General features: G+C 64.3%; 12 protein-coding genes, 4 tRNA genes, 1 rRNA gene and 1 pseudogene. 17 read left to right on the top strand and 1 reads right to left on the bottom strand.

Going from position 1 to position 22,756, the window contains the following annotated elements; all coding sequences use genetic code 11:
• Window positions 1–61: 61 nt before the first annotated feature.
• A 5S ribosomal RNA gene (gene rrf, locus TK49_RS00885) occupies window positions 62–174 on the top strand.
• 130 nt (window positions 175–304) lie between these two features.
• On the opposite strand, the pseudogene TK49_RS00880 reads toward rrf, so the two are convergent.
• Window positions 305–541: pseudogene (locus TK49_RS00880) on the bottom strand (amidohydrolase); the annotation flags it as partial.
• Between the two features lie 315 nt (window positions 542–856).
• On the opposite strand from TK49_RS00880, the gene TK49_RS00875 reads away from it, so the two are divergent.
• From TK49_RS00875 to TK49_RS00800, 16 genes are all read left to right on the top strand, one after another.
• Window positions 857–942, top strand: a tRNA-Tyr gene (locus tag TK49_RS00875).
• Between the two features lie 58 nt (window positions 943–1,000).
• A tRNA-Gly gene (locus TK49_RS00870) sits at window positions 1,001–1,074 on the top strand.
• Between the two features lie 18 nt (window positions 1,075–1,092).
• A tRNA-Thr gene (locus TK49_RS00865) sits at window positions 1,093–1,167 on the top strand.
• Between the two features lie 43 nt (window positions 1,168–1,210).
• A complete protein-coding gene (tuf, locus tag TK49_RS00860; RefSeq protein WP_045785052.1) occupies window positions 1,211–2,401 on the top strand; it encodes an elongation factor Tu in 1,191 nt (396 codons plus the stop codon).
• A gap of 88 nt (window positions 2,402–2,489) precedes the next feature.
• Window positions 2,490–2,565, top strand: a tRNA-Trp gene (locus TK49_RS00855).
• A gap of 57 nt (window positions 2,566–2,622) precedes the next feature.
• Window positions 2,623–3,003: a preprotein translocase subunit SecE gene (secE, locus tag TK49_RS00850; protein WP_045785071.1), complete on the top strand. Its 381-nt coding sequence runs from the start codon at window positions 2,623–2,625 to the stop codon at window positions 3,001–3,003.
• Between the two features lie 12 nt (window positions 3,004–3,015).
• The gene (gene nusG / locus TK49_RS00845; RefSeq protein ID WP_045785070.1) at window positions 3,016–3,600 is read left to right on the top strand and encodes a transcription termination/antitermination protein NusG; all 585 of its coding nucleotides are present in this window, start codon (window positions 3,016–3,018) and stop codon (window positions 3,598–3,600) included.
• Window positions 3,601–3,776: 176 nt separating this feature from the next.
• Window positions 3,777–4,208, top strand: a complete 432-nt coding sequence (rplK, locus tag TK49_RS00840) for a 50S ribosomal protein L11 (protein ID WP_045785069.1) — start codon at window positions 3,777–3,779, stop codon at window positions 4,206–4,208.
• 2 nt (window positions 4,209–4,210) lie between these two features.
• A complete protein-coding gene (rplA, locus tag TK49_RS00835; RefSeq protein WP_045785068.1) occupies window positions 4,211–4,906 on the top strand; it encodes a 50S ribosomal protein L1 in 696 nt (231 codons plus the stop codon).
• Between the two features lie 374 nt (window positions 4,907–5,280).
• Window positions 5,281–5,781 (top strand): 50S ribosomal protein L10, encoded by a 501-nt coding sequence (gene rplJ / locus TK49_RS00830; RefSeq protein ID WP_045785067.1) that lies wholly within the window; start codon window positions 5,281–5,283, stop codon window positions 5,779–5,781.
• 63 nt (window positions 5,782–5,844) lie between these two features.
• Window positions 5,845–6,222: a 50S ribosomal protein L7/L12 gene (gene rplL, locus TK49_RS00825; protein WP_045785066.1), complete on the top strand. Its 378-nt coding sequence runs from the start codon at window positions 5,845–5,847 to the stop codon at window positions 6,220–6,222.
• A 442-nt stretch (window positions 6,223–6,664) separates the two neighbouring features.
• The gene (rpoB, locus tag TK49_RS00820) at window positions 6,665–10,771 is read left to right on the top strand and encodes a DNA-directed RNA polymerase subunit beta (protein ID WP_045785065.1); all 4,107 of its coding nucleotides are present in this window, start codon (window positions 6,665–6,667) and stop codon (window positions 10,769–10,771) included.
• Between the two features lie 123 nt (window positions 10,772–10,894).
• A complete protein-coding gene (gene rpoC, locus TK49_RS00815; protein ID WP_045785064.1) occupies window positions 10,895–15,130 on the top strand; it encodes a DNA-directed RNA polymerase subunit beta' in 4,236 nt (1,411 codons plus the stop codon).
• A gap of 287 nt (window positions 15,131–15,417) precedes the next feature.
• On the top strand, window positions 15,418–17,274 hold the full coding sequence (locus tag TK49_RS00810; protein ID WP_045785063.1) for a DUF2138 domain-containing protein: 1,857 nt from the start codon (window positions 15,418–15,420) through the stop codon (window positions 17,272–17,274).
• On the top strand, window positions 17,271–17,975 hold the full coding sequence (locus TK49_RS00805) for a DUF1175 domain-containing protein (protein ID WP_045785062.1): 705 nt from the start codon (window positions 17,271–17,273) through the stop codon (window positions 17,973–17,975). The genes TK49_RS00810 and TK49_RS00805 overlap by 4 nt, the downstream gene beginning before the upstream one ends.
• 8 nt (window positions 17,976–17,983) lie before the next feature.
• Window positions 17,984–22,756, top strand: coding sequence for an alpha-2-macroglobulin family protein (locus tag TK49_RS00800; protein ID WP_045785061.1), 4,773 nt, complete (start codon window positions 17,984–17,986; stop codon window positions 22,754–22,756).

Below are 22,756 nucleotides of genomic sequence, written 5' to 3'. Positions count from 1 at the left end.
CCCCAACTACATTCCATATTGGCGATGTTGACCCCCGCGTCAGCAACGCAACAAGTCATAGCCTGGTGACCATAGCGAGTCGGTACCACCCCTTCCCATCCCGAACAGGACCGTGAAACGACTCTGCGCCGATGATAGTGCGGATTCCCGTGTGAAAGTAGGTCATCGCCAGGCTCTCCCTCAAAACACCCCAGCTCCCGCGAGCTGGGGTGTTTGCTTTTACGCGTCCCAAACGCAGCGCTCCCCATCGCCCCAAGAAAAAAGCCACCCAGCGGTGGCTTCTTGCGTGGGCCCATCCCCCCCCTCAGCCCCGCGCCAGGTACCTCTCCACCAGCCTCACCCAATACGTCGCACCCAGCGGCAGCAGCTCGTCGTTAAAGTCGTAACTCGGGTTGTGCAGCATGCACGGACCCACCCCATGGCCCTGCTCTCGGTGATCCCCGTCACCGTTGCCGATGAACGCAAAACACCCAGGCCTCTCCTGCAGCATGAACGAAAAATCCTCCGCACCCAACGTCGGGTCGATTGTGGCGTCTACATTTCGCGCGGGCGCGTTGAGGTGGACCGGCAGGACGGGCGCCTGCCCCCCACGCTGGCGCTGATGTTCGACAAAATGCTGGTGGCGCATGATCGCCATGCCCACTGGATTGTGCGTGACAGCTCTGCTGTATTCCTGTGCTGTCGTCGCAGTCGCAGGCCCGCCGCTCCATTGCCATTGGAGTTTCTCTATTGTGGGCCGATGCCCTATCCGCCGCCATTGAGGAATGAAAACGCATTCCGCGGCCGGCCATGCTGGGATTTCATCAAGATTGCTTGACAAGGTGTCCTGATGGTCCCATAATCGCAAGTTCTCTTCGGAGAGGTGCCCGAGTGGCTAAAGGGGGCAGACTGTAAATCTGTTGGCTTACGCCTACGTTGGTTCGAATCCAACCCTCTCCACCAGAATTAAGCAGTGAGTTCGGTCCGCATGGGCCGAGCGGCAAGGGAAGAAGTAACCCAGGCGGGTGTAGCTCAATGGTAGAGCAGAAGCCTTCCAAGCTTACGACGAGGGTTCGATTCCCTTCACCCGCTCCATTCGCTGTTAGACGTTTCGCCCATGTGGCTCAGTGGTAGAGCACTCCCTTGGTAAGGGAGAGGTCGGCAGTTCGATCCTGCCCATGGGCACCACGCATCCACCACCGCAAATCGCTACCGAGACAGGAGTCGCGACATGGCAAAGGAAAAGTTCGAGCGGACCAAGCCGCACGTGAACGTTGGGACGATTGGTCACGTTGACCACGGCAAGACGACGCTGACCGCAGCGATCGCGACCGTGCTGTCGAGCAAGTTCGGTGGCGAAGCGAAGAAGTACGACGAAATCGACGCAGCGCCGGAAGAAAAGGCACGCGGCATCACGATCAACACCGCACACATCGAGTACGAAACGGCCAACCGCCACTACGCGCACGTTGACTGCCCGGGCCACGCCGACTACGTCAAGAACATGATCACCGGTGCCGCCCAGATGGACGGCGCCATCCTGGTGTGCTCGGCCGCGGACGGCCCGATGCCGCAAACGCGTGAGCACATCCTGCTGGCCCGCCAGGTTGGCGTGCCGTACATCATCGTCTTCCTGAACAAGTGCGACATGGTGGACGACGCCGAGCTGCTCGAGCTGGTGGAAATGGAAGTGCGCGAGCTGCTCTCGAAGTACGAATTCCCGGGCGACGACACCCCGATCATCAAGGGCTCGGCCAAGCTGGCGCTGGAAGGCGACAAGGGCGAGCTGGGTGAAGTGGCGATCATGAACCTGGCCGACGCGCTGGACTCGTACATCCCGACGCCGGAGCGCGCCGTGGACGGCACGTTCCTGATGCCGGTGGAAGACGTGTTCTCGATCTCGGGCCGCGGCACCGTGGTGACCGGCCGTATCGAGCGCGGCGTGATCAAGGTCGGCGAGGAAATCGAAATCGTCGGTATCAAGGCCACGCAGAAGACCACCTGCACGGGCGTCGAAATGTTCCGCAAGCTGCTCGACCAAGGTCAGGCAGGCGACAACGTCGGTATCCTGCTGCGCGGCACGAAGCGTGAAGACGTCGAGCGTGGCCAGGTGCTCGCCAAGCCGGGTTCGATCACCCCGCACACGCACTTCACGGGCGAGGTCTACATCCTGTCCAAGGACGAAGGCGGTCGTCACACCCCGTTCTTCAACAACTACCGTCCGCAGTTCTACTTCCGTACGACCGACGTGACCGGCTCGATCGAGCTGCCGAAGGACAAGGAAATGGTCATGCCGGGCGACAACGTGTCGATCACCGTCAAGCTGATCGCCCCGATCGCCATGGAAGAAGGCCTGCGCTTCGCCATCCGTGAAGGCGGCCGTACCGTCGGCGCCGGCGTCGTCGCCAAGATCATCGAGTAAGTGCTGTAACTCTTCCGTGCGGCTGTCAACCGGCCGCACGTGAAGTGCCAGAGTGGGGTTGACCGCACGGCAACCCCAAAGCTGTTTTAGGGGTATAGCTCAACTGGCAGAGCGTCGGTCTCCAAAACCGAAGGTTGGGGGTTCGATTCCCTCTGCCCCTGCCAATTCATCAGCCGCGTAGCGCGATATGGCGCCACGCGGCTTAGTCTCGTTTGGGAAACATGGCCAATCCGAACGTCGAAACCGTCAACACCGCCAGCGGCAAGTGGCTGCTGGTCGTGGCGTTCCTGCTGGTGGTCGCCGGGGTGATCGGTTTTTACCTGCTCGCACAACAACCGAGCTATGTCCGCGCAGCCTCGCTGATCGGCGGGCTGGTGCTGGGTGCCGGCGTTGCCCTGGTGTCCGCGCCTGGGCAGAGCTTTATCGAATTTGCCCGCGAGTCGTACCGCGAAGTTCGCAAGGTCGTCTGGCCGACGCGCAAGGAAGCGGGGCAGATGACCGGTTTGGTGTTCGCCTTTGTGGTGATCATGGCTGTGTTCCTCTGGTCTGCGGACAAGCTCATCGAGTGGGTGATCTTCTCGCTCGTGCTGGGCTGGAAATAATCGGGTGAAGCCATGACGGATAACGTAGCGAACGACACGTCGACGGATTCTTCCGCGCCGGCCTCAAAGAAGCGCTGGTATGTCGTGCATGCCTACTCGGGCATGGAGAAGAGTGTGCAACGCGCGCTGCAGGAGCGCATTGACCGCGAAGGCCTGCAACACCTGTTCGGCCAGATTCTGGTGCCGTCAGAAGAGGTCATGGAGAACAAGAGCGGTCGGAAGACTGTCACCGAGCGCCGCCTGTTTCCGGGCTATGTCTTCGTTGAAATGGAGATGACGGATGAAACGTGGCACTTGGTCAAGAACACGTCCAAGGTGACGGGCTTCATCGGGGGGTCGGGCAACCGGCCCTCGCCGATCTCCAAGGGTGAGGTCGACAAGATCATGGCTCAGATCCAAGAAGGGGTCGAGAAGCCGCGTCCGAAGACGTTGTTCGAGGTGGGCGAGATGGTGCGCGTGAAGGAGGGCCCGTTCACCGACTTCAACGGCAACGTCGAGGAAGTCAACTACGAGAAGTCGCGCCTGCGCGTTTCCGTGACGATCTTCGGTCGAGCGACACCGGTCGAGCTCGAGTTCGGCCAGGTCGAAAAGGTATAAGGAATTCGGTGCGGCGGGGAGAACCCGTTGTGCCAGTCGCCGGATCCAGCGGATGCGGCGGGCAACGGCGGCAAGGCCGCCTGCGCCAACAGAGGAGCGTCAGTCTTGTGCTGATGCGTTACCACTCAACAGGATTGCTCTCGCGTTGACGCTTGGCAATCCGGATTGGAGTCAAGATGGCCAAGAAGATTATTGGCTTTATCAAGCTGCAGATCCCGGCTGGTAAAGCAAATCCGTCCCCGCCCGTCGGCCCGGCCCTGGGTCAGCGCGGTCTGAACATCATGGAGTTCTGCAAGGCGTTCAACGCGCAGACTCAAGGCATGGAACCGGGCTTGCCGGTGCCGGTGGTGATCACCGCCTACGCCGACAAGAGCTTCACCTTCGTCATGAAGTCGCCGCCGGCGACCGTGCTCATCAAGAAGGCTGCTGGCATCCAGAAGGGTTCGTCGAAGCCGCATACCGACAAGGTCGGCAAGATCACCCGCGCCCAGGCTGAAGAGATCGCCAAGGCGAAGAACGCGGACCTGACCGCAGCGGATCTCGACGCCGCCGTGCGTACGATCGCCGGCAGCGCCCGTTCGATGGGTATCACGGTGGAGGGCCTGTAATCATGGCAAAGATTTCGAAGCGCGTGGCCGCAAACAAGGCCAAGGTGGAGCGCACCAAGTTCTACCCGATCGACGAAGCGCTGAGCCTCGTCAAGGAATGCGCGAGCGCCAAGTTCGATGAATCCATCGACGTGGCCGTGCAACTGGGCATCGACGCCAAGAAGTCGGACCAAGTCGTTCGCGGCTCGGTGGTCCTGCCCGCTGGTACTGGCAAGTCGGTTCGCGTGGCCGTGTTCGCCCAGGGCGACAAGGCTGAGCAAGCCAAGGCGGCTGGCGCAGAGATCGTCGGCATGGAAGACCTGGCTGAGCAGATCAAGGCTGGCAACATGGATTTCGACGTCGTGATCGCTTCGCCCGACACGATGCGTATCGTCGGTACGCTGGGTCAGATCCTCGGCCCGCGCGGCCTGATGCCGAACCCGAAGGTCGGTACCGTGACACCGGACGTCGCGACCGCCGTGAAGAACGCCAAGGCGGGTCAGGTGCAATTCCGCGTCGACAAGGCCGGGATCGTCCACGCAACCATCGGCCGCCGCTCGTTTGAGCCGGCTGCTCTGAAGAGCAATCTGGCAGCACTGCTGGATGCGCTGAACAAGGCCAAGCCGGCATCGAGCAAGGGGGTGTACCTGCGCAAGATCGCCGTCTCGTCGACGATGGGCGTGGGCGTGCGCATCGACCAGGCGACCCTGGCCGCCTGATCGTTCGATCATTCGCGCCGGGTGACCCGATAACCATCCCGGCGTTTGCTGTTTCTCTGCGTGGCTCCGGCCGCGCGGTCCCTGGCAGCTTCAGGGAAGAACTTTGGGCAGCGGCAGATGTTTGTGCGAACAGACAGATGCCGCTGGTTATCAAAGACCGTTGGCGGTGACGGGCTCCTTGGTTGGAGCCGGCGCCTTAATCGCGACGCGGCGTGGCAACGCACCGCGCTGCAGCCAACGCAGATGGCGCCCCCGAAGGGAATGAGTGACTTTGGTATTGCCGAAGTGATTTGTGCCAATCGGACGCCGTACTTTTGGACTGACCGAGGCGACCGCTGCATCCGCGGGAGCCAACGTCGTTTTGGAGCTTAACCGTGGCACTCAATCTCGAAGATAAGAAGGCCGTCGTGGCCGAGGTAACGGCGCAAGTCGCCAAGGCCTCGACCATCGTCGTTGCTGAATATCGCGGTATCACGGTTGGCGATCTGACCAAGCTGCGTGCGCAAGCACGCCAGCAAGGCGTCTACCTGCGCGTTCTGAAGAACACGCTGGCTCGCCGCGCTGTGGAAGGCACGCCGTTTGCCGAACTCGCCGAGCAACTGACCGGCCCGCTGATCTACGGTATTTCCGAAGACGCAGTGGCCCCGGCCAAGGTGCTGAACGATTTCGCCAAGGGCAATGACAAGCTGGTGCTGCGCGCCGGTTCGTACGATGGCAAGGTGCTCGATGTCAACGGCGTGAAGGCCCTGGCAACGATCCCGAGCCGCGAAGAACTGCTCAGCAAGCTGCTGTTCGTCATGCAGGCGCCGGTGTCGGGCTTCGCCCGTGCCCTGGCTGCGCTGGCCGAAAAGCAAGGCGAAGGCGCCGCAGCCTAATCGGCCGCGATACCTCGCACAGATCGCACGATCGATACCGAATCACATTCTGGAGTTATTCAAATGGCAATCACCAAAGACGACATCCTGGAAGCCGTTGGCGCGATGTCCGTGATGGAACTGAACGACCTGGTCAAGGCGTTCGAAGAGAAGTTTGGCGTGTCGGCAGCTGCAGTGGCAGTGGCCGGCCCGGCTGCTGCTGGCGGCGCCGCTGCTGCTGCGGAAGAGCAAACCGAATTCACCGTGACGCTGAAGAGCGCCGGCGCGAACAAGGTTGGCGTCATCAAGGCCGTGCGTGAAATCACCGGCCTGGGCCTGAAGGAAGCCAAGGACCTGGTCGATGGCGCACCGAAGCCCGTGAAGGAAGGCGTCGACAAGAAGACTGCCGACGAGCTGGTGAAGAAGCTGGTGGAAGCCGGCGCGGAAGCCGAAGCCAAGTAAGTGCAGGTCTCGCGTGCCGCATCCGGTACGCGACGGAGGCTGGCAAAGGGACATTTCCCGGCGCCAGCCTTTTTGCGCTTGTGGGACCGGTTGTTGAGCGATCCCGCAATCACGCGATAAGTCGGCTTGGAGTCTCTTTTACCGGATATCCGGTCGCAGGTCTGAGCCAGGCCAGCAGAGGCCAAACATCAGTGGCACACTAGGCAGTTCGCAGTCCGCTGATGTTTGTCTTCTGAACCGACTGCAGAAGGCAAGTTTGGTCGGGTGCTCCCCCGTCCGTGGCATGCGCTCCATGGGTGCATGTGCGGGCGGCGCGCGCAGTACCGTCAGCCAGAGGTTGGTAGCGGCCAACCGCCAAATCCCGTCACCAGTCGCTGAACACCTCAAGTGTTGGTCGTGACCTTCGCCCGTCCGTCTGCGCTTGCGATGATTCGGAGATCCCATGGCGTACAGCTTTACCGAGAAAAAGCGTATTCGCAAGAGTTTCGCGAAGCGCGCAACGGTTCATCAGGTTCCCTTCCTGCTTGCCACCCAGATTCAATCGTATACCCAGTTCCTGCAAGAAAACGTGCCTGTGGCACAGCGCAAGAACGAAGGCCTGCAAGCGGCGTTCAACGCCATTTTCCCCATCGTGTCGCACAACGGGCTGGCACGCATGGAGTTCGTGTCGTACCACCTGTCCAACCCGCCGTTTGACGTCAAGGAATGTCAGCAGCGTGGTCTGACCTATCACTCGGCGCTGCGCGCAAAAGTGCGCCTGATCATCAACGACCGCGAGAACCCCACCAAGGTCAAGGAGATCAAGGAGCAGGAAGTCTACATGGGCGAAATCCCGCTCATGACGTCCACCGGCTCGTTCGTGATCAACGGCACGGAGCGTGTGATCGTGTCCCAGCTGCACCGCTCGCCGGGCGTGTTCTTCGAGCACGACAAGGGCAAGACGCACAGCTCGGGCAAACTGCTGTTCTCGGCGCGGATCATTCCGTACCGCGGCTCGTGGCTCGACTTCGAATTCGACCCGAAGGACATCCTGTACTTCCGCGTCGACCGCCGCCGCAAGATGCCGGTGACGATCCTGCTGAAGTCGATCGGCCTGACGCCCGAGCAGATCCTGGCGCACTTCTTCGTGTTCGACAACTTCACGCTAAAGAGCGAAGGCGCGCTGATGGAATTCGTGCCCGAGCGTCTGCGCGGTGAAGTCGCTCGCTTCGACATTACCGACAAGAACGGCAAGGTCGTCGTCGAGAAGGACAAGCGCATCAACGCCAAGCACATCCGTGACCTGGACGCGGCCGGCACCAAGCTGATCAGCGTGCCGGAAGACTACCTGCTCGGCCGCGTGCTGGCGAAGAACATCGTCGATCCGGATACCGGCGAAGTCCTGGCCAACGCCAACGACGAACTCACCGAAGCCGTGCTCGAGAAGCTGCGCGACGCCGACGTGAAGGAAATCCAGACCCTGTACACGAACGATCTGGATCAGGGTCCGTACATCTCGTCCACGCTGCGCACCGACGATACCGCCGACCAGACCGCCGCGCGCATCGCCATCTACCGCATGATGCGCCCCGGCGAGCCGCCGACCGAAGACGCTGTCGAAGCGCTGTTCCAGCGTCTGTTCTACAGCGAAGATTCGTACGATCTGTCGCGCGTGGGCCGCATGAAGGTCAACAGCCGCCTGAACCGCCCGACCGGCGACGGCCCGATGGTGCTCACGGATGAAGACATCCTCGACACGATCAAGCTGCTGGTGAACCTGCGCAACGGCAAGGGCGAAGTCGACGATATCGACCACCTCGGCAACCGTCGCGTGCGCTGCGTCGGCGAACTGGCGGAAAATCAGTTCCGCGCAGGTCTGTCGCGCGTGGAGCGTGCCGTGAAGGAACGTCTGGGCCAGGCCGAGACGGAAAACCTGATGCCGCACGACCTGATCAACTCGAAGCCGATTTCGTCGGCGATCCGCGAGTTCTTCGGTTCGTCGCAGCTGTCGCAGTTCATGGACCAGACCAACCCGCTGTCGGAAGTCACGCACAAGCGTCGTATTTCGGCACTGGGTCCGGGCGGTCTGACGCGCGAGCGTGCGGGCTTTGAAGTCCGCGACGTGCACCCGACCCACTACGGCCGCGTGTGCCCGATCGAAACGCCGGAAGGCCCGAACATTGGTCTGATCAACTCGCTGGCACTGTATGCACGCCTGAACGACTACGGCTTCCTCGAAACGCCGTACCGCAAGGTCGAGAACGGCAAGGTGACCGACGAAGTGCATTACCTGTCGGCCATCGAGGAAGGCAAGTACGTGGTGGCGCAGGCCAACGCGACGGTGGACGAGGACGGCAACCTGATCGACGAACTGGTGTCGGCGCGTGAAGGCAGCGAGCGTGAGACCCGCATGGTCACGCCGGACCGCGTGCAGTACATCGACGTGGCGCCGTCGCAGATCGTGTCGGCTGCAGCCTCCCTGGTGCCGTTCCTTGAGCACGATGACGCGAACCGTGCACTGATGGGCGCAAACATGCAGCGCCAGGCCGTGCCTTGCCTGCGTGCGGACAAGCCGCTGGTCGGTACCGGCATCGAGCGCACCGTTGCGGTCGACTCGGGTACGGCCGTGCAGGCCACGCGCGGCGGCGTCGTCGACTATGTCGATGCCAACCGCGTGGTGATCCGCGTAAACGACGACGAAGCCGTGGCCGGTGAAGTCGGCGTGGATATCTACAACCTGATCAAGTACACGCGTTCGAACCAGAACACGAACATCAACCAGCGTCCGATGGTCAAGGTGGGCGACCACGTGGCCCGCGGCGACGTGATCGCCGACGGCGCCTCGACCGACCTGGGCGAGCTCGCGCTCGGCCAGAACATGCTGGTCGCGTTCATGCCCTGGAACGGCTACAACTTCGAGGATTCGATCCTGATCTCGGAGCGCGTGGTGGCCGAAGACCGCTACACCTCGATCCACATCGAGGAACTGTCGGTCGTGGCCCGCGACACGAAGCTCGGACCGGAAGAAATCACGCGCGACATCTCGAACCTGGCCGAGGCGCAGCTGGCTCGCCTGGACGAATCGGGCATCACGTACATCGGCGCGGAAGTCGAAGCTGGCGACGTGCTGGTCGGCAAGGTCACGCCCAAGGGCGAGACCCAACTGACGCCGGAAGAAAAGCTGCTGCGTGCGATCTTCGGCGAGAAGGCGTCCGACGTGAAGGACACCTCGCTGCGCGTGCCTTCGGGCATGAGCGGTACCGTGATCGACGTGCAGGTCTTCACGCGTGAAGGCGTGACGCGCGACAAGCGTGCCCAGTCCATCATCGACGAAGAGCTGAAGCGCTACCGCCTGGATCTGAACGACCAGCTGCGTATCGTGGAAGGCGATGCCTTCCAGCGTCTGGAGCGTCTGCTGATCGGCAAGGTGGCCAACGGTGGTCCGAAGAAGCTGGCCAAGGGGACCGCGCTCACGAAGGAATACCTGGACGACCTCGACAAGTGGCACTGGTTCGACATCCGCCCGGCGGACGACGACGTGGCCACCCAGCTCGAAGCCGTGAAGGAAGCCATCGAGCAGAAGCGTCACGACTTCGACCTCGCGTTTGAAGAGAAGCGCAAGAAGCTCACGCAAGGCGACGAACTGCCGCCGGGCGTGATCAAGATGGTCAAGGTGTACCTGGCCGTGAAGCGTCGACTGCAGCCTGGCGACAAGATGGCAGGCCGTCACGGTAACAAGGGTGTCGTGTCGAAGATCACCCCGATCGAAGACATGCCGTACATGGCTGACGGTACGCCGGCAGACATCGTGCTGAACCCGCTGGGCGTGCCTTCGCGGATGAACGTGGGCCAGATTCTCGAGACCCACCTGGGCTGGGCCGCACGCGGCCTGGGCGAGCGCATCGGCAACATGCTGAAGGCGCAAGCCAAGGCTGCCGAGATCCGCAAGCTGCTGAACCAGATCTACAACGAAAGCGGCAAGACCGAAGATCTGGACAGCCTGTCGGACGCCGAGATCCTGGAGCTGGCCGAGAACCTGAAGAAGGGCGTGCCGTTTGCGACACCGGTGTTCGACGGTGCGCACGAGGACGAGATCAAGCGCATGCTGGATCTGGCCTACCCGGACGACATCGCCAAGGAAAAGGGCCTGACCGCTTCCAAGCAGCAGGTCACGCTGTACGACGGTCGAACCGGTGAAGCCTTCGAGCGTCCGGTCACGCTGGGCGTGATGCACATGCTGAAGCTGCACCACCTGGTCGACGACAAGATGCATGCGCGTTCGACCGGTCCGTACTCGCTGGTGACACAGCAGCCGCTGGGCGGTAAGGCCCAGTTCGGTGGCCAGCGTTTCGGTGAAATGGAAGTGTGGGCGCTGGAAGCGTACGGCGCGTCGTACGTGCTGCAGGAAATGCTGACCGTGAAGTCGGATGACGTGAACGGCCGGACCAAGGTGTACGAGAACATCGTCAAGGGCGAGCACTCGATCGATGCCGGCATGCCGGAGTCGTTCAACGTGCTGGTGAAGGAAATCCGCTCGCTGGGTATCGACATCGACCTCGAGCGCAACTGAGCGCCGATGCGATGGGGGCGCGGCAGCACGATTGCCGCGCTCCGGTAACAGCAGCCATTGACGAAGATTTAGGGTCGGTGCCCTGGTAGCCGGGGTGCCAGCCTCAAACTCAAGGAGTTTGGAATGAAAGCATTGCTCGACCTATTCCGTCAGGTACAGCAAGAAGAGCAGTTCGACGCGATCAAGATTGGCCTCGCGTCGCCGGAGAAAATCCGTTCGTGGTCGTACGGCGAAGTCAAGAAGCCCGAGACCATCAACTACCGCACGTTCAAGCCTGAGCGCGACGGCCTGTTCTGCGCCAAGATCTTCGGCCCGATCAAGGACTACGAGTGCCTGTGCGGCAAGTACAAGCGCCTGAAGCACCGTGGCGTGATCTGCGAGAAGTGCGGCGTGGAAGTGACGCTGGCCAAGGTGCGCCGCGAGCGCATGGGCCACATCGAACTGGCTGCGCCCACCGCGCACATCTGGTTCCTGAAGTCTCTCCCGTCGCGTCTGGGCATGGTGCTCGACATGACGCTGCGCGACATCGAGCGCGTGCTGTACTTCGAGGCATTCGTCGTGGTCGAGCCGGGCATGACCCCGCTCAAGAAGAGCCAGATCATGTCGGAAGACGACTACCTGGCCAAGTGCGACGAGTACGGCGAGGGTGAGTTCGTCGCCATGATGGGCGCCGAAGGCATCCGCGAGCTGCTGCGCGGCATCGACATCGAGAAGCAGATCGAGACGATCCGCGCCGAGCTGCAGGCCACTGGCTCGGAAGCCAAGATCAAGAAGTTCGCCAAGCGCCTGAAGGTGCTCGAGGCATTCCAGCGTTCGGGCATCAAGCCGGAGTGGATGATCCTCGAAGTGCTGCCGGTGCTGCCGCCCGAACTGCGTCCGCTGGTGCCGCTGGACGGCGGCCGTTTCGCCACGTCGGACCTCAACGACCTGTATCGCCGCGTGATCAACCGGAACAACCGTCTGAAGCGTCTGCTGGAGCTGAAGGCGCCGGAGATCATCGTGCGCAACGAAAAGCGCATGCTGCAGGAAGCCGTGGATTCGCTGCTGGACAACGGCCGTCGCGGCAAGGCGATGACCGGCGCCAACAAGCGTCCGCTGAAGTCGCTGGCGGAAATGATCAAGGGTAAGGGCGGTCGTTTCCGTCAGAACCTGCTGGGCAAGCGCGTGGACTACTCGGGCCGTTCGGTCATCGTGGTGGGCCCGACGCTGAAGCTGCATCAGTGCGGCCTGCCCAAGCTGATGGCGCTCGAGCTGTTCAAGCCGTTCATCTTCCACAAGCTGGAAACGATGGGCATCGCCACCACGATCAAGGCGGCGAAGAAGGAAGTGGAAAGCCAGACCCCGGTGGTGTGGGACATCCTCGAAGAGGTGATCCGCGAACACCCGGTGATGCTGAACCGTGCGCCGACGCTGCACCGTCTGGGTATCCAGGCGTTCGAGCCGGTGCTGATCGAAGGCAAGGCCATCCAGCTGCATCCGCTGGTCTGCGCGGCGTTCAACGCCGACTTCGACGGTGACCAGATGGCCGTTCACGTTCCGCTGTCGCTCGAAGCGCAGATGGAAGCGCGCACGCTGATGCTGGCGTCGAACAACGTGCTGTTCCCGGCCAACGGCGATCCGTCGATCGTGCCGTCGCAAGACGTGGTGCTGGGTCTGTACTACGCGACCCGCGACAAGATCAACGGCAAGGGCGAGGGCATGACCTTCGCCGACATCTCGGAAGTCATCCGCGCCTACGAGAACAAGGAAGTCGAACTGGCTTCGCGCGTGAACGTGCGGATCACCGAGTACGAACTGGTGAACCCGGAAGCCGACGGCGACGCCCGTTTTGCGCCGAAGATCACGCTGCAGTCGACCACGGTCGGCCGCGCGATCCTGTCGGAGATCCTGCCGAAGGGTCTGCCGTTCTCGGTGCTGAACAAGCCGCTGAAGAAGAAGGAAATCTCGCGCCTGATCAACACGGCATTCCGCAAGTGCGGTCTGCGCGAAACCGTGATCTTCGCTGACAAGCTGCTGCAGTCTGGCTTCCGCCTGGCAACGCGCGCCGGTATCTCGATCGCCATCGACGACATGCTGGTGCCGCCGGCCAAGGAGAAGATCATCGCCGAGGCCGCCGCCAAGGTGAAGGAATACGACAAGCAGTACATGTCGGGTCTGGTGACGGACCAGGAGCGTTACAACAACGTCGTGGACATCTGGGGCGCCGCCGGCGACCAGGTGGGCAAGGCGATGATGGAGCAGCTCCAGACCGAAGACGTGGTCGACCGCCACGGCAACACCGTCAAGCAGGAGTCGTTCAACTCCATCTACATGATGGCCGACTCGGGCGCACGGGGTTCCGCGGCGCAGATCCGCCAGCTCGCCGGTATGCGTGGCCTGATGGCCAAGCCGGACGGCTCGATCATCGAAACGCCGATTACCGCGAACTTCCGCGAAGGCCTGAACGTTCTGCAGTACTTCATCTCGACCCACGGTGCACGTAAGGGTCTGGCCGATACGGCACTGAAGACCGCGAACTCGGGTTACCTGACCCGTCGTCTGGTCGACGTGACGCAGGATCTGGTGGTGGTGGAAGACGATTGCGGCACCTCCAACGGCGTGGCTATGAAGGCCTTGGTCGAGGGTGGTGAAGTGATCGAAGCCCTGCGTGACCGTATCCTCGGCCGCGTCACGGCCAACGACGTGGTGAACCCGGAAACGCAGGAAACCGCGATCGAAGCCGGCACGCTGCTTGACGAAGACCTCGTCGACCTGATCGATTCGATCGGCGTGGACGAAGTCAAGGTCCGCACGCCGCTGACCTGCGACACGCGCTACGGCCTGTGCGCCAAGTGCTACGGCCGCGACCTTGGCCGCGGCACGCTGGTGAACTCGGGTGAAGCGGTGGGCGTGATCGCCGCGCAGTCGATCGGCGAGCCGGGCACGCAGCTGACGATGCGTACGTTCCACATCGGTGGTGCGGCATCGCGTGCGGCAGTGGCGTCAAGCGTGGAAGCGAAGGCCACCGGTACCGTGCGCTTCACGGCGACCATGCGTTACGTCACCAACGCGAAGGGCGAGCAGATCGTCATCTCGCGTTCGGGCGAAGCGCTGATCACCGATGACCACGGCCGTGAGCGCGAGCGCCACAAGATTCCGTACGGCGCAACGCTGCTGGTGCAGGATGGCCAGGCCATCAAGGCCGGCACGCAGCTCGCCACGTGGGATCCGCTGACGCGTCCGATCATTTCGGAGTACTCGGGCACCATCAAGTTCGAGAACGTCGAAGAGGGCGTGACCGTCGCCAAGCAGATGGACGAAGTGACCGGCCTGTCGACGCTGGTGGTGATCGACGCCAAGCGTCGCACCTCGGCTTCGAAGGGCATCCGTCCGCAGGTGAAGCTGCTCGATTCGTCGGGCGCCGAAGTGAAGATCCCGGGCACGGACCACTCCGTGACCATCGGCTTCCAGGTGGGCGCGCTGATCACCGTGAAGGACGGTCAGCAAGTGCACGTGGGTGAAGTGCTCGCACGTATTCCGACCGAATCGCAGAAGACGCGTGACATTACCGGTGGTCTGCCGCGTGTGGCCGAGCTGTTCGAAGCGCGTTCGCCGAAGGACGCCGCCGTGCTGGCGGAAGTCACCGGTACCGTCTCGTTCGGCAAGGACACCAAGGGCAAGCAGCGCCTGGTGATCACGGACCTCGACGGCAACGCCCACGAGTTCCTGATTGCCAAGGAAAAGCAGGTGCTGGTGCACGACGGCCAAGTCGTCAACAAGGGCGAGATGATCGTCGAAGGCCCGGCCGACCCGCACGACATCCTGCGTCTGAAGGGGGTGGAAGAACTGGCGACCTACATCGTCGACGAAGTGCAGGACGTGTACCGTCTGCAAGGCGTGAAGATCAACGACAAGCACATCGAGGTGATTGTTCGTCAGATGCTGCGCCGCGTGCAGATCGTCGATGTGGGCGACACCAAGTTCATCCCGGGTGAACAGGTGGAGCGCTCGGAGCTGCTCGACGAGAACGACCGCGTGATCGCGGAAGGCAAGCGTCCGGCAACGTACGAGAACCTGCTGCTGGGTATCACGAAGGCGTCGCTGTCGACCGACAGCTTCATCTCGGCGGCGTCGTTCCAGGAAACCACGCGCGTGCTGACCGAAGCCGCCATCATGGGCAAGGTCGACGACCTGCGTGGTCTGAAGGAAAACGTCATCGTCGGCCGCCTGATCCCGGCGGGTACCGGTCTGGCTTACCACCGCGCCCGCAAGGCCAAGGAAGCCGCCGACCGCGACCGCGCGGCAGCGATCGCCGAGGAAGAAGCCGCTTCGATCTTCGAGACGCCTGTCGCTCACCAGGAGGAAGGCGGCGCAGCCTGAAGCCAGGCAGCGTCCTTCGCATCAAAAGCCCGGCCCCTTTTGGGGTGCCGGGCTTTTTCTTTTGCCCCCGCGGCTCGCATCGCGCCGCGGGCATGGCGCTGCTGGAAGATCGCCGGCACCGGCCAACACCGCTGCACCGTGGCCTCAAACCGGACCGGTGCTGTTGTATTTACCCGTTTTTTTCGCACGTTAACCCGCCTTAACATGCCTGCCGCTATGATCTCGCGGTTATAGACCGGCACATTCTGCAATCGCCGGCCCTCCTCAGTCTTGCCGACGATTCCTCCATGAAGCTCACACGCAAGCAGATCGCCGCCGGCGCGATTGTCCTGGTGGCTGCCGGTGCGGCAGTGGTGCAGATGGTCTGGCACCCGTTTGGCCGCACGCGCGCGCTGCACGCCCGCCAGGTCCAGCTCGACCTGACCTATCCCGACGCCCTCATCGACAGCCAGAGCCTGTCGCAACTGCCGCGCGACGTGCTGCGTGTGCCGCTGCTGCGCGACGTGCTGACCGAAGATTTCGTCGCCTATTACGAAGGCAACGAAGACCGCCTCTCGGTGGCCGGTGCGCTGCGCCGTCTGGCGTACGAGCAGAAGCTCGACCTGGCCGAGACCGTGCTCAGGCACGTGTTTGACGAGCCCGCGCGCGTGATGCTGTGGCGCGGCCCGGACGACAAGCTGCGCTACTGGGTGCTCTCGATGCAGCGCAACGGCCTGGCCAAGGCGCTGGAAGCCGTCGCCACCGTGGCAACGAGCGATGCACAGCTCAGCAAGGTCGCCGATGGGCTGGGCGATTCGGGCGCGCCGGTCTATGCGCTCAGGCTTTCGGCCACGCGTTCGATCCTGATTGCCAGCAAGGGCGACCGGCTGATCGCGCTGTCCGAGCCGGGCATGCTGCTGGACAAGGACGGCAAGCCGATTGCCAAGCAGGCGAATGCGCTGGCGGCGCTGTTCTCCGACGATGCGGACAAGCGCAACGTGCAGGGCACGGCGTACGCGCTGCCCGCGCAGCAGCCGACGGGCCATCACGTTGTGGTGAGCGCCAACTATCTGTCGTTCGGCTATCAGCAGTACTTCCCCGGCATTGAAGCGCTGCGTTTCGACTTCGGTGCGGGCAAAGACGGCGTGGGCAACGGCTGGCAGAGCGCCGCGCTCATCGACCCGGCCCGGCTTTCTGCGAAGTGGGATAACGCTGGGCTCTGGCGCGCGCTGCCGTCTGACCCTGCCGCGTGCGCGACGCTGCCGGTCGACTGGAAGGCCGCCGGCACGCTGCTGAAGTCCGTGGCGGGCGATGCCAAGGAGATCAGCGACGCCGCCGCGCATGTCGGCGGTGCATTTGCGGGCCCGGCGGCTGCGTGCTGGTACGGCAAGTCGTCGCTGGTGGCGCCGTTGTTCGTGGCGAAGCTGGCATCGGCGTCGCAGGCCGAGGCGGTCAAGCCGGCGCTCGGCGCGCTGTTCGGCCAGATTGTCGGTTCGTACGAAGCCAAGGCGCAGGCCGACGACAAGTCCGGTCCGTACAAGCGCCTGCCGGTGACGACAAAGCAAGGCCCCGCCAACGCCACGCTGTGGCAGCGCCCGGTCAGCGCGCGCTACGGTACAGCGCAATCGGCTGGCGCACCGTTTGCGGCGCAGCTGTCGGCGGATCGCTACTTCCCGGTCACGCTGGCGATTGCGGGTGACGTGGTCGTGTTCTCGCCGGACGCGCGCCTCGTTGAAGACGCCCTGGCGGTGCTCGCCAAGCGCTTCCCCGCCGTGGCAGATAGCCTGCCGAAGGACAAGACCGATCGCATCGTCCTGACGATGACGCCCGCAGCGCTCGCGCCGCTGGTTCGCCGCGAAGCCGGGGCCGCGCTGCCCGCCGATCAGGAAGCGGTGTTCCTGAACGCGGCACAGACGCATCTGTTTCCGAAGCTGAAAGCACTGTCGCGGTACGCGCCGGTATCGCTGGCGCTGGACGGCGGTGTGCCGTCGGCGCGCGGCTGGGTGCCCGTGACGTGGCTGTCGAGCGGCCGCGGTCTGCCTGCCGGTGGCGATGGCACGCCGCCCCCGGCTGACGCAACGGCAGCGCAAGCCCCGTCGGCCGACGCGCCCGCCACAGTGGCTGCGGCGCCCGCCTCCGAAGACAACACCAGCACGCAGCAATGACGTTGCGCGCCCAGGCCGCCGCGTTGAACCGCCGCCGTTGGTTGACGGCGGCGGGCGCCTGCCTGCTCGCTCCGTCTGTGCATGCGCTGTCGGGCTGGGCTGATACGGCGCCCGCTGGTGCCGATGCCCTTACGGCGGACCAATCGAGCGTGTTTCGCGCGTGGTTCGTTCGCATCGTCAACGAGCAGCTCCGCCAAGGCCCGACGCCGCGCTGGACGCATCGCGACTGCGCCGGCCTCGTGCGCTTTGCCGCCGGCGAGGCGCTGCGCCCCCACGACGCCCGCTGGCTGCGCGCCAACGGCATGCGCGATGCGGAATCCACACGGCAACTGCCGCCCGAGCTGAATCTCACGCCCGCCCAACGCACGCTTACGCAGCGGTGGGCACGCTTCGATGGCAGCACCGGCGCGTATGTCTCAGCGCTGGGGCTCATCCAGCAGAACAGCCGCTTCATCGCCAAGGACGTCAACCAGGCGCTCCCGGGCGATCTGCTCTTCTTCGATCAAGGCGACGACCAGCATCTGATGATCTGGATGGATCGCTACATCGCTTACCACACCGGCACCGTCACCCGCACCGACAACGGCCTGCGCGCGGTCCCGGTTTCTGAACTGATGCAATGGAAAGACTCGCGCTGGCAGCCGCAGAGCGGCAACCCCAACTTCATCGGCGTGTTTCGTCTGGCCTTTTTGACACGGTAGAAAAACGCATGCGCAACCGTTGGCTGTCGTTCAATCTCGTTGCCGCCGTCTGCGTGACGGTGCTGGCGTTGGTCGCTTCGGTGCCCGCAGCGCACGCGGCAGACGCGCCGAACCCAACGCTGTTCGACGTACCGGGCAGCGGCTACGAGCCGATCAAGGGCCAGCCGTTCTTCCTGCTCTCCGATGCGAGCTACGGCACCGATCAGGAAGCGCTGGTCCGCCTCGAAGCCCCGGGCCGCGAATACAAGGACGAACTCTCCCGCTACGGCGGCGCAGACATCCTCGTCTACCGCGTGCCGCAGCCGCTGGAGTTTCTGAAGGCGCAGAAGAACCTGCACCGCATCGACGTCAAGGCAAACTACACGGGCGAAGGCCTGGCCAACACGCTCGCCTATCTGTGGGACAACTGGACGCGCCAAGCCCGCCGTGCCTGGCAGCGCGTGTTGTCGTTCGCCACGCGCAGCAAGGCCGTGGAGACCGCGCCGCAGTTCAGCATGGGCGACCAGATGACCGCGCCCACGCGCTTCTCGAACAACCCGCAATACGCGCCGCTCAAGGGCTACGAGCTGCTGGGCCGCTTCCGCTACCCGATCTGGGATGCCAAGCCGATCGCGCCGCCCAAGGACGTGAAGCTCGAAGGCAGCAGCAGCGAATGGATGCCGCAGAACGCCGGCAACGTGATGATCCCGGTCGGCAAGCTGCCGGCGGGTCTGTACATCGTTGAAGCCGTGATTGGGGCGTACCGTGCGCACACGCTGCTATTCGTGTCGGACACCGTGGCCGTCACCAAGGGCACGTCGCAAGGGATGATGGTGTGGACGGCCGAACGCAAGAGCGGCAAGCCCGTCGGCGGCGCGTCGGTGAGCTGGATCGACGGCGTCGGTGTGCTGGCCTCGGGCACCACCGAAGCGGACGGCACGGCCGATCTGCGTCACGTCTCGCCTGAACGCAGCTACGTGATCGGCAGCGACCGCGCGGGCGGCGTGTTCATCTCCGAGAATTTCTATTACGACAGCGAGATCTACAACACCAAGCTGTACGCCTTCACCGATCGCCCGCTGTATCGGCCGGGCGACGAAGTGAGCGTCAAGTTCATCGGCCGCAATTTCAAGAACGCGACCGAATCGACCGCGCCGGCGGCCGGCGACATCAAGCTGCAAGTGCTCGACCCGAATGGTGCGCCGGTGGCCACGACGACCACGCGCCTGACGGGCGAGACGGGCGCTGACGCGCGCTTTACGCTGCCGTCCAACGCGCCGGCCGGCGGCTACTCGCTGCGCTTCGACTACAACGGCGGCACCTACGGCGGCGCCTTCCGCGTGGCCGAATACATCAAGCCGCACTTTGACGTGAACCTGTCGCTCGACAAGGCCAGCTACGGCACGGGCGAAACGGTCAAGGGCAAGATCAGCCTGCGCTATCCGGACGGCAAGCCGGTCAAGAACGGCAAGGTGTCGGTCAGCCTGCGCGCGCAACAGGTGACGATGGTGGAAGGCGAGCTGCGTTACGCGGGCCTGTTCCCCGTCAAGCTGGAGCAGCAGGAGCTTGTCACCGATGGCGACGGCAACGCCAAGCTGGAGTTGCCCGCCGCCAAGGAACCGAGCCGCTACGTCGTGACCGTGTTTGCCAACGATGGCGCGGCGTACCGCGTGAAGGTCACGCGCGAATTGCTGATCGCCCGTGGCGCGACGCCGTACAAGCTGTCGACCACGTCGAACTTCACCACGCCGGGGCAGAACGTGTCCTTCACGCTCACGCCGATGCCGGTGGTGGCGGGTGCGACCGGGCCGACGGCACCGCCGGCCAAGTGGGATCTCGTCCGCCTGGAGACGCGTACCCGCACTGAAGGCACGCTCGCGCCGGATGCCAAGGGCAACGCCACGTTCCCGGTCAAGTTTGACCAGCCGGGCTCATACACGCTGTCGGTGCGTGATGCTGCTGGCAACCTGCTCGCTGCATCGAGCCACTGGGTGGCCGGCGACGGCGTGCAGACCGTGCCGGGCAACATCGAAATGGTGTTCGACCGTGATCGCTACCAGATTGGCGACACGGCCGAAGCGCTGATCACGTTCCCCCTGCCGGTGGACGACGCGCTGCTCACGCTCGAGCGCGACAAGGTCGAGCGCCACGCGCTGCTCACGCGCGGCGGCGAATGGCTGAGCCTGCAGAAGGTCACGCCGTCGCAGTACCGCGCGCGCATCAAGATCGGTGCAGAGTTCGCGCCCAACATGACGTTCTCAGTGCTGTACGTGCGCGATGGCGACATGGTGTTCCAGAACGCCGGCATCGTCGTCACGCAACCGACGCTGGACCTGGGCGTGCATGCGGACAAGGCCGTCTACGCGCCGGGCGAGACCGTCACGCTGGACCTGACCAGCGCGCTGGCGGGCAAGCCTGTGCCGGCCAACCTGACCGTCTCGGTGGTCGACGAAATGATCTACGTGCTGCAGCCTGAAGTGGCGCCGAGCATCGTCGACTTCTTCTATCACCCGCGCCGCAACAGCGTGCGCACCACGTCGAGCCAGAGTTTCATCAGCTATGACCTCGCGCTTGCGTCGCTGCCGGGCAAGCCGGGCGGCACGTACGGCCGTCACAACGAGCGCGGCGTGAAGGTGCTCGAACGCCCGCGCCGCGACGAGAAGGACACCGCTGCCTGGGTCGCCAACCTGCAGACCGGCGCCGATGGCCGTGCGCGCATGACCTTCAAGATGCCGGATTCGCTGGCGCGCTGGCGCATCACGGTGCGCGCGGTGTCCACCACCGGCACATCGGACGGCATCGTTGGCCAGCGCACGGCGAGCATCCGCTCCGACAAGCCGCTGTACCTCAAGTGGACCGGCCCGCAGCGCTTCCGCGAAAGCGATCAGCCGCGCCTGGACATGGTCGCCTTCAACCAGACCGACAAGGACATCACCGCCGACTGGATCGTCTCGGGCGCCGGCCTGAACATCAACCAGCGCGTGACGCTCAAGCGCGGCGCCAACTACCTGCGCGCGCCCGTCACGGCGCTGCAGGCGGGTGTGGTCAATGCCGAGCTGAAGCAGGACGACAAGGTGTCGGACCGCCTGCAGACCACGCTCAGGCTGGATGCGACCGGCTGGCTGGCGGACCGCGAAAACGTCGTCCCGCTCACGCAGTTGCAAGGCACGCGCCTGCCGCTGGGCCTGCCCGCCGATGCGCGCGACGTGCGTCTGCGCGTGGTCGGCAACACGGCCAGCCAGTTTGCTCGTGTGGCCGATGACCTCATCGAATATCCGTACGGTTGCGCCGAGCAGACCGCCAGCCGGCTGATTCCGCTGGCACTGGCCCAGCAGAGTCTGGCGGCCAGTGGCACGCGCCTCGGCGACGGCGGCCCGGCCGGCACCCAGGGCGTCGACGCGCTGCTGCGCACGCAACGCCAGCGTCTGGCCCTGCTGGCCGGCACCAACGGCACCTTCGGCTGGTGGGGCGAGCTGACCACCAGTAGCGCGCTGATCACGTCGTATGCGTATTACGCGGATTGGCTTGCCAGCCGTTCAGTCGGCATCAGCCTGCCGGCAGACAACTGGAAGCAGGTGCTCGAAGCCTACAAGCGCACCAGCCAGAACGAGCCGCTGCTGCACCGCGCGCTGGCGCTGTGGTTCGCCAACGAGATGGGCTTGCCCGTGGCGACGCCGCTGTCGGGCGTGGCGAACGAGCTTGCGCCCAGCGGCGGTAAGGCGCCCAAGGCCTCGGTCGACGCCGACCCCGCCGCGGGCGACAGCCTGATCTTCGTGGCGCCGGATTCGCCGCGCGGCCGTGAGGTGGCGACGGTGCTGACGGCACAGCTGATGCGCCAAGTCGGCCAGCCGGTGCCGGAAGCGCTGGTCTCCGCTGACATCGCGGCGCGCAACGCGTTGGCTGCCGACAATTCCCCGCTGGTGCAAAGCCTGCTGCTGATGGGCGGTGGCCGCTCGGCTGCCGACCCGGCACCGCTGCTGGCTCGCGCCAGCGCCGCCATGCCGACGATGGACCGCGCTGTGGCGCTGGTCTGGCTGCAGAAGGGTTTGGGCGGCCTGCAAGGCGCCAGCGTTGCCACCCTCCAGCCGGCCGTCTCGGCGGGCGGCTGGCAGGCGACGCGCTCGCCGGTCGGTGTGCCGACGTGGCGCTGGACCGGCGCGCAAGCCCCCGCCGCGCTGGACCTGACGACGGCGCCGACCGATGTGACCACGCAATCGGCCATCGTGTCGTACCGCAGCCGCGCGCCGGAAGCGTCCAGGCTGCCGATCACGGTCGAGCGCAAGCTGTATCGCCTGGAGCCGACGGACGCGCCCAAGGCCGACACGAAGGCCGCCAAGCAGGCCGTAGCCGGCGCGGGCAGCACCAGCGGCATCACGCTCAAGGCCAAGCCGGTCAAGCCGGGCGACACGCTCGACAGCAATGCGCTCTACGTCGACGAGGTCGTGCTGACGCCGCGCCAGGGCACGTACCGCTACGGCCTGGTCGAGGTGCCGCTGCCGCCGGGCGCCGAAGTGGAGGCCACCACGTGGGGCATCCAGATCGACGGGCTGAAGGGTGAGCCGAACGAAGGCAACGGCCCGCAGCCGTTCGAGCGCAAGGCCGCGTATGAAATGGGTCAGCTCTCGTACAACCAGCCGGTGCCCGCGCTGGAGCGCCCGACCGTGCTGCGGCAGCTCGTGCGCTTCTCGCTGCCGGGCCGCTTTGCGCTGCCGCCGGTGCGCTACTTCCGCATGTACCAGCCGGAAGCCAAGGCGTTCCAGGGCGACGGCAAGACGGCCAGCTATCCGTTCAAGGTGGAGTGA

The sequence above is a fragment of the Ralstonia mannitolilytica genome (assembly GCF_000954135.1).
GTDB classification, from domain to species: Bacteria; Pseudomonadota; Gammaproteobacteria; order Burkholderiales; family Burkholderiaceae; genus Ralstonia; species Ralstonia mannitolilytica.
Note: the sequence above shows the minus strand (reverse complement) of the source record. Positions and strands in the feature narration are given on the sequence as shown.

Excerpts from the sequence above, each read along its gene's own strand:
- tuf (WP_045785052.1), top strand. The coding sequence starts at position 1,211 with ATGGCAAAGGAAAAGTTCGAGCGGACCAAGCCGCACGTGAACGTTGGG.
- secE (WP_045785071.1), top strand. The coding sequence starts at position 2,623 with ATGGCCAATCCGAACGTCGAAACCGTCAACACCGCCAGCGGCAAGTGG.
- nusG (WP_045785070.1), top strand. The coding sequence starts at position 3,016 with ATGACGGATAACGTAGCGAACGACACGTCGACGGATTCTTCCGCGCCG.
- rplK (WP_045785069.1), top strand. The coding sequence starts at position 3,777 with ATGGCCAAGAAGATTATTGGCTTTATCAAGCTGCAGATCCCGGCTGGT.
- rplA (WP_045785068.1), top strand. The coding sequence starts at position 4,211 with ATGGCAAAGATTTCGAAGCGCGTGGCCGCAAACAAGGCCAAGGTGGAG.
- rplL (WP_045785066.1), top strand. The coding sequence starts at position 5,845 with ATGGCAATCACCAAAGACGACATCCTGGAAGCCGTTGGCGCGATGTCC.
- rpoB (WP_045785065.1), top strand. The coding sequence starts at position 6,665 with ATGGCGTACAGCTTTACCGAGAAAAAGCGTATTCGCAAGAGTTTCGCG.
- rpoC (WP_045785064.1), top strand. The coding sequence starts at position 10,895 with ATGAAAGCATTGCTCGACCTATTCCGTCAGGTACAGCAAGAAGAGCAG.
- TK49_RS00810 (WP_045785063.1), top strand. The coding sequence starts at position 15,418 with ATGAAGCTCACACGCAAGCAGATCGCCGCCGGCGCGATTGTCCTGGTG.
- TK49_RS00805 (WP_045785062.1), top strand. The coding sequence starts at position 17,271 with ATGACGTTGCGCGCCCAGGCCGCCGCGTTGAACCGCCGCCGTTGGTTG.
- TK49_RS00800 (WP_045785061.1), top strand. The coding sequence starts at position 17,984 with ATGCGCAACCGTTGGCTGTCGTTCAATCTCGTTGCCGCCGTCTGCGTG.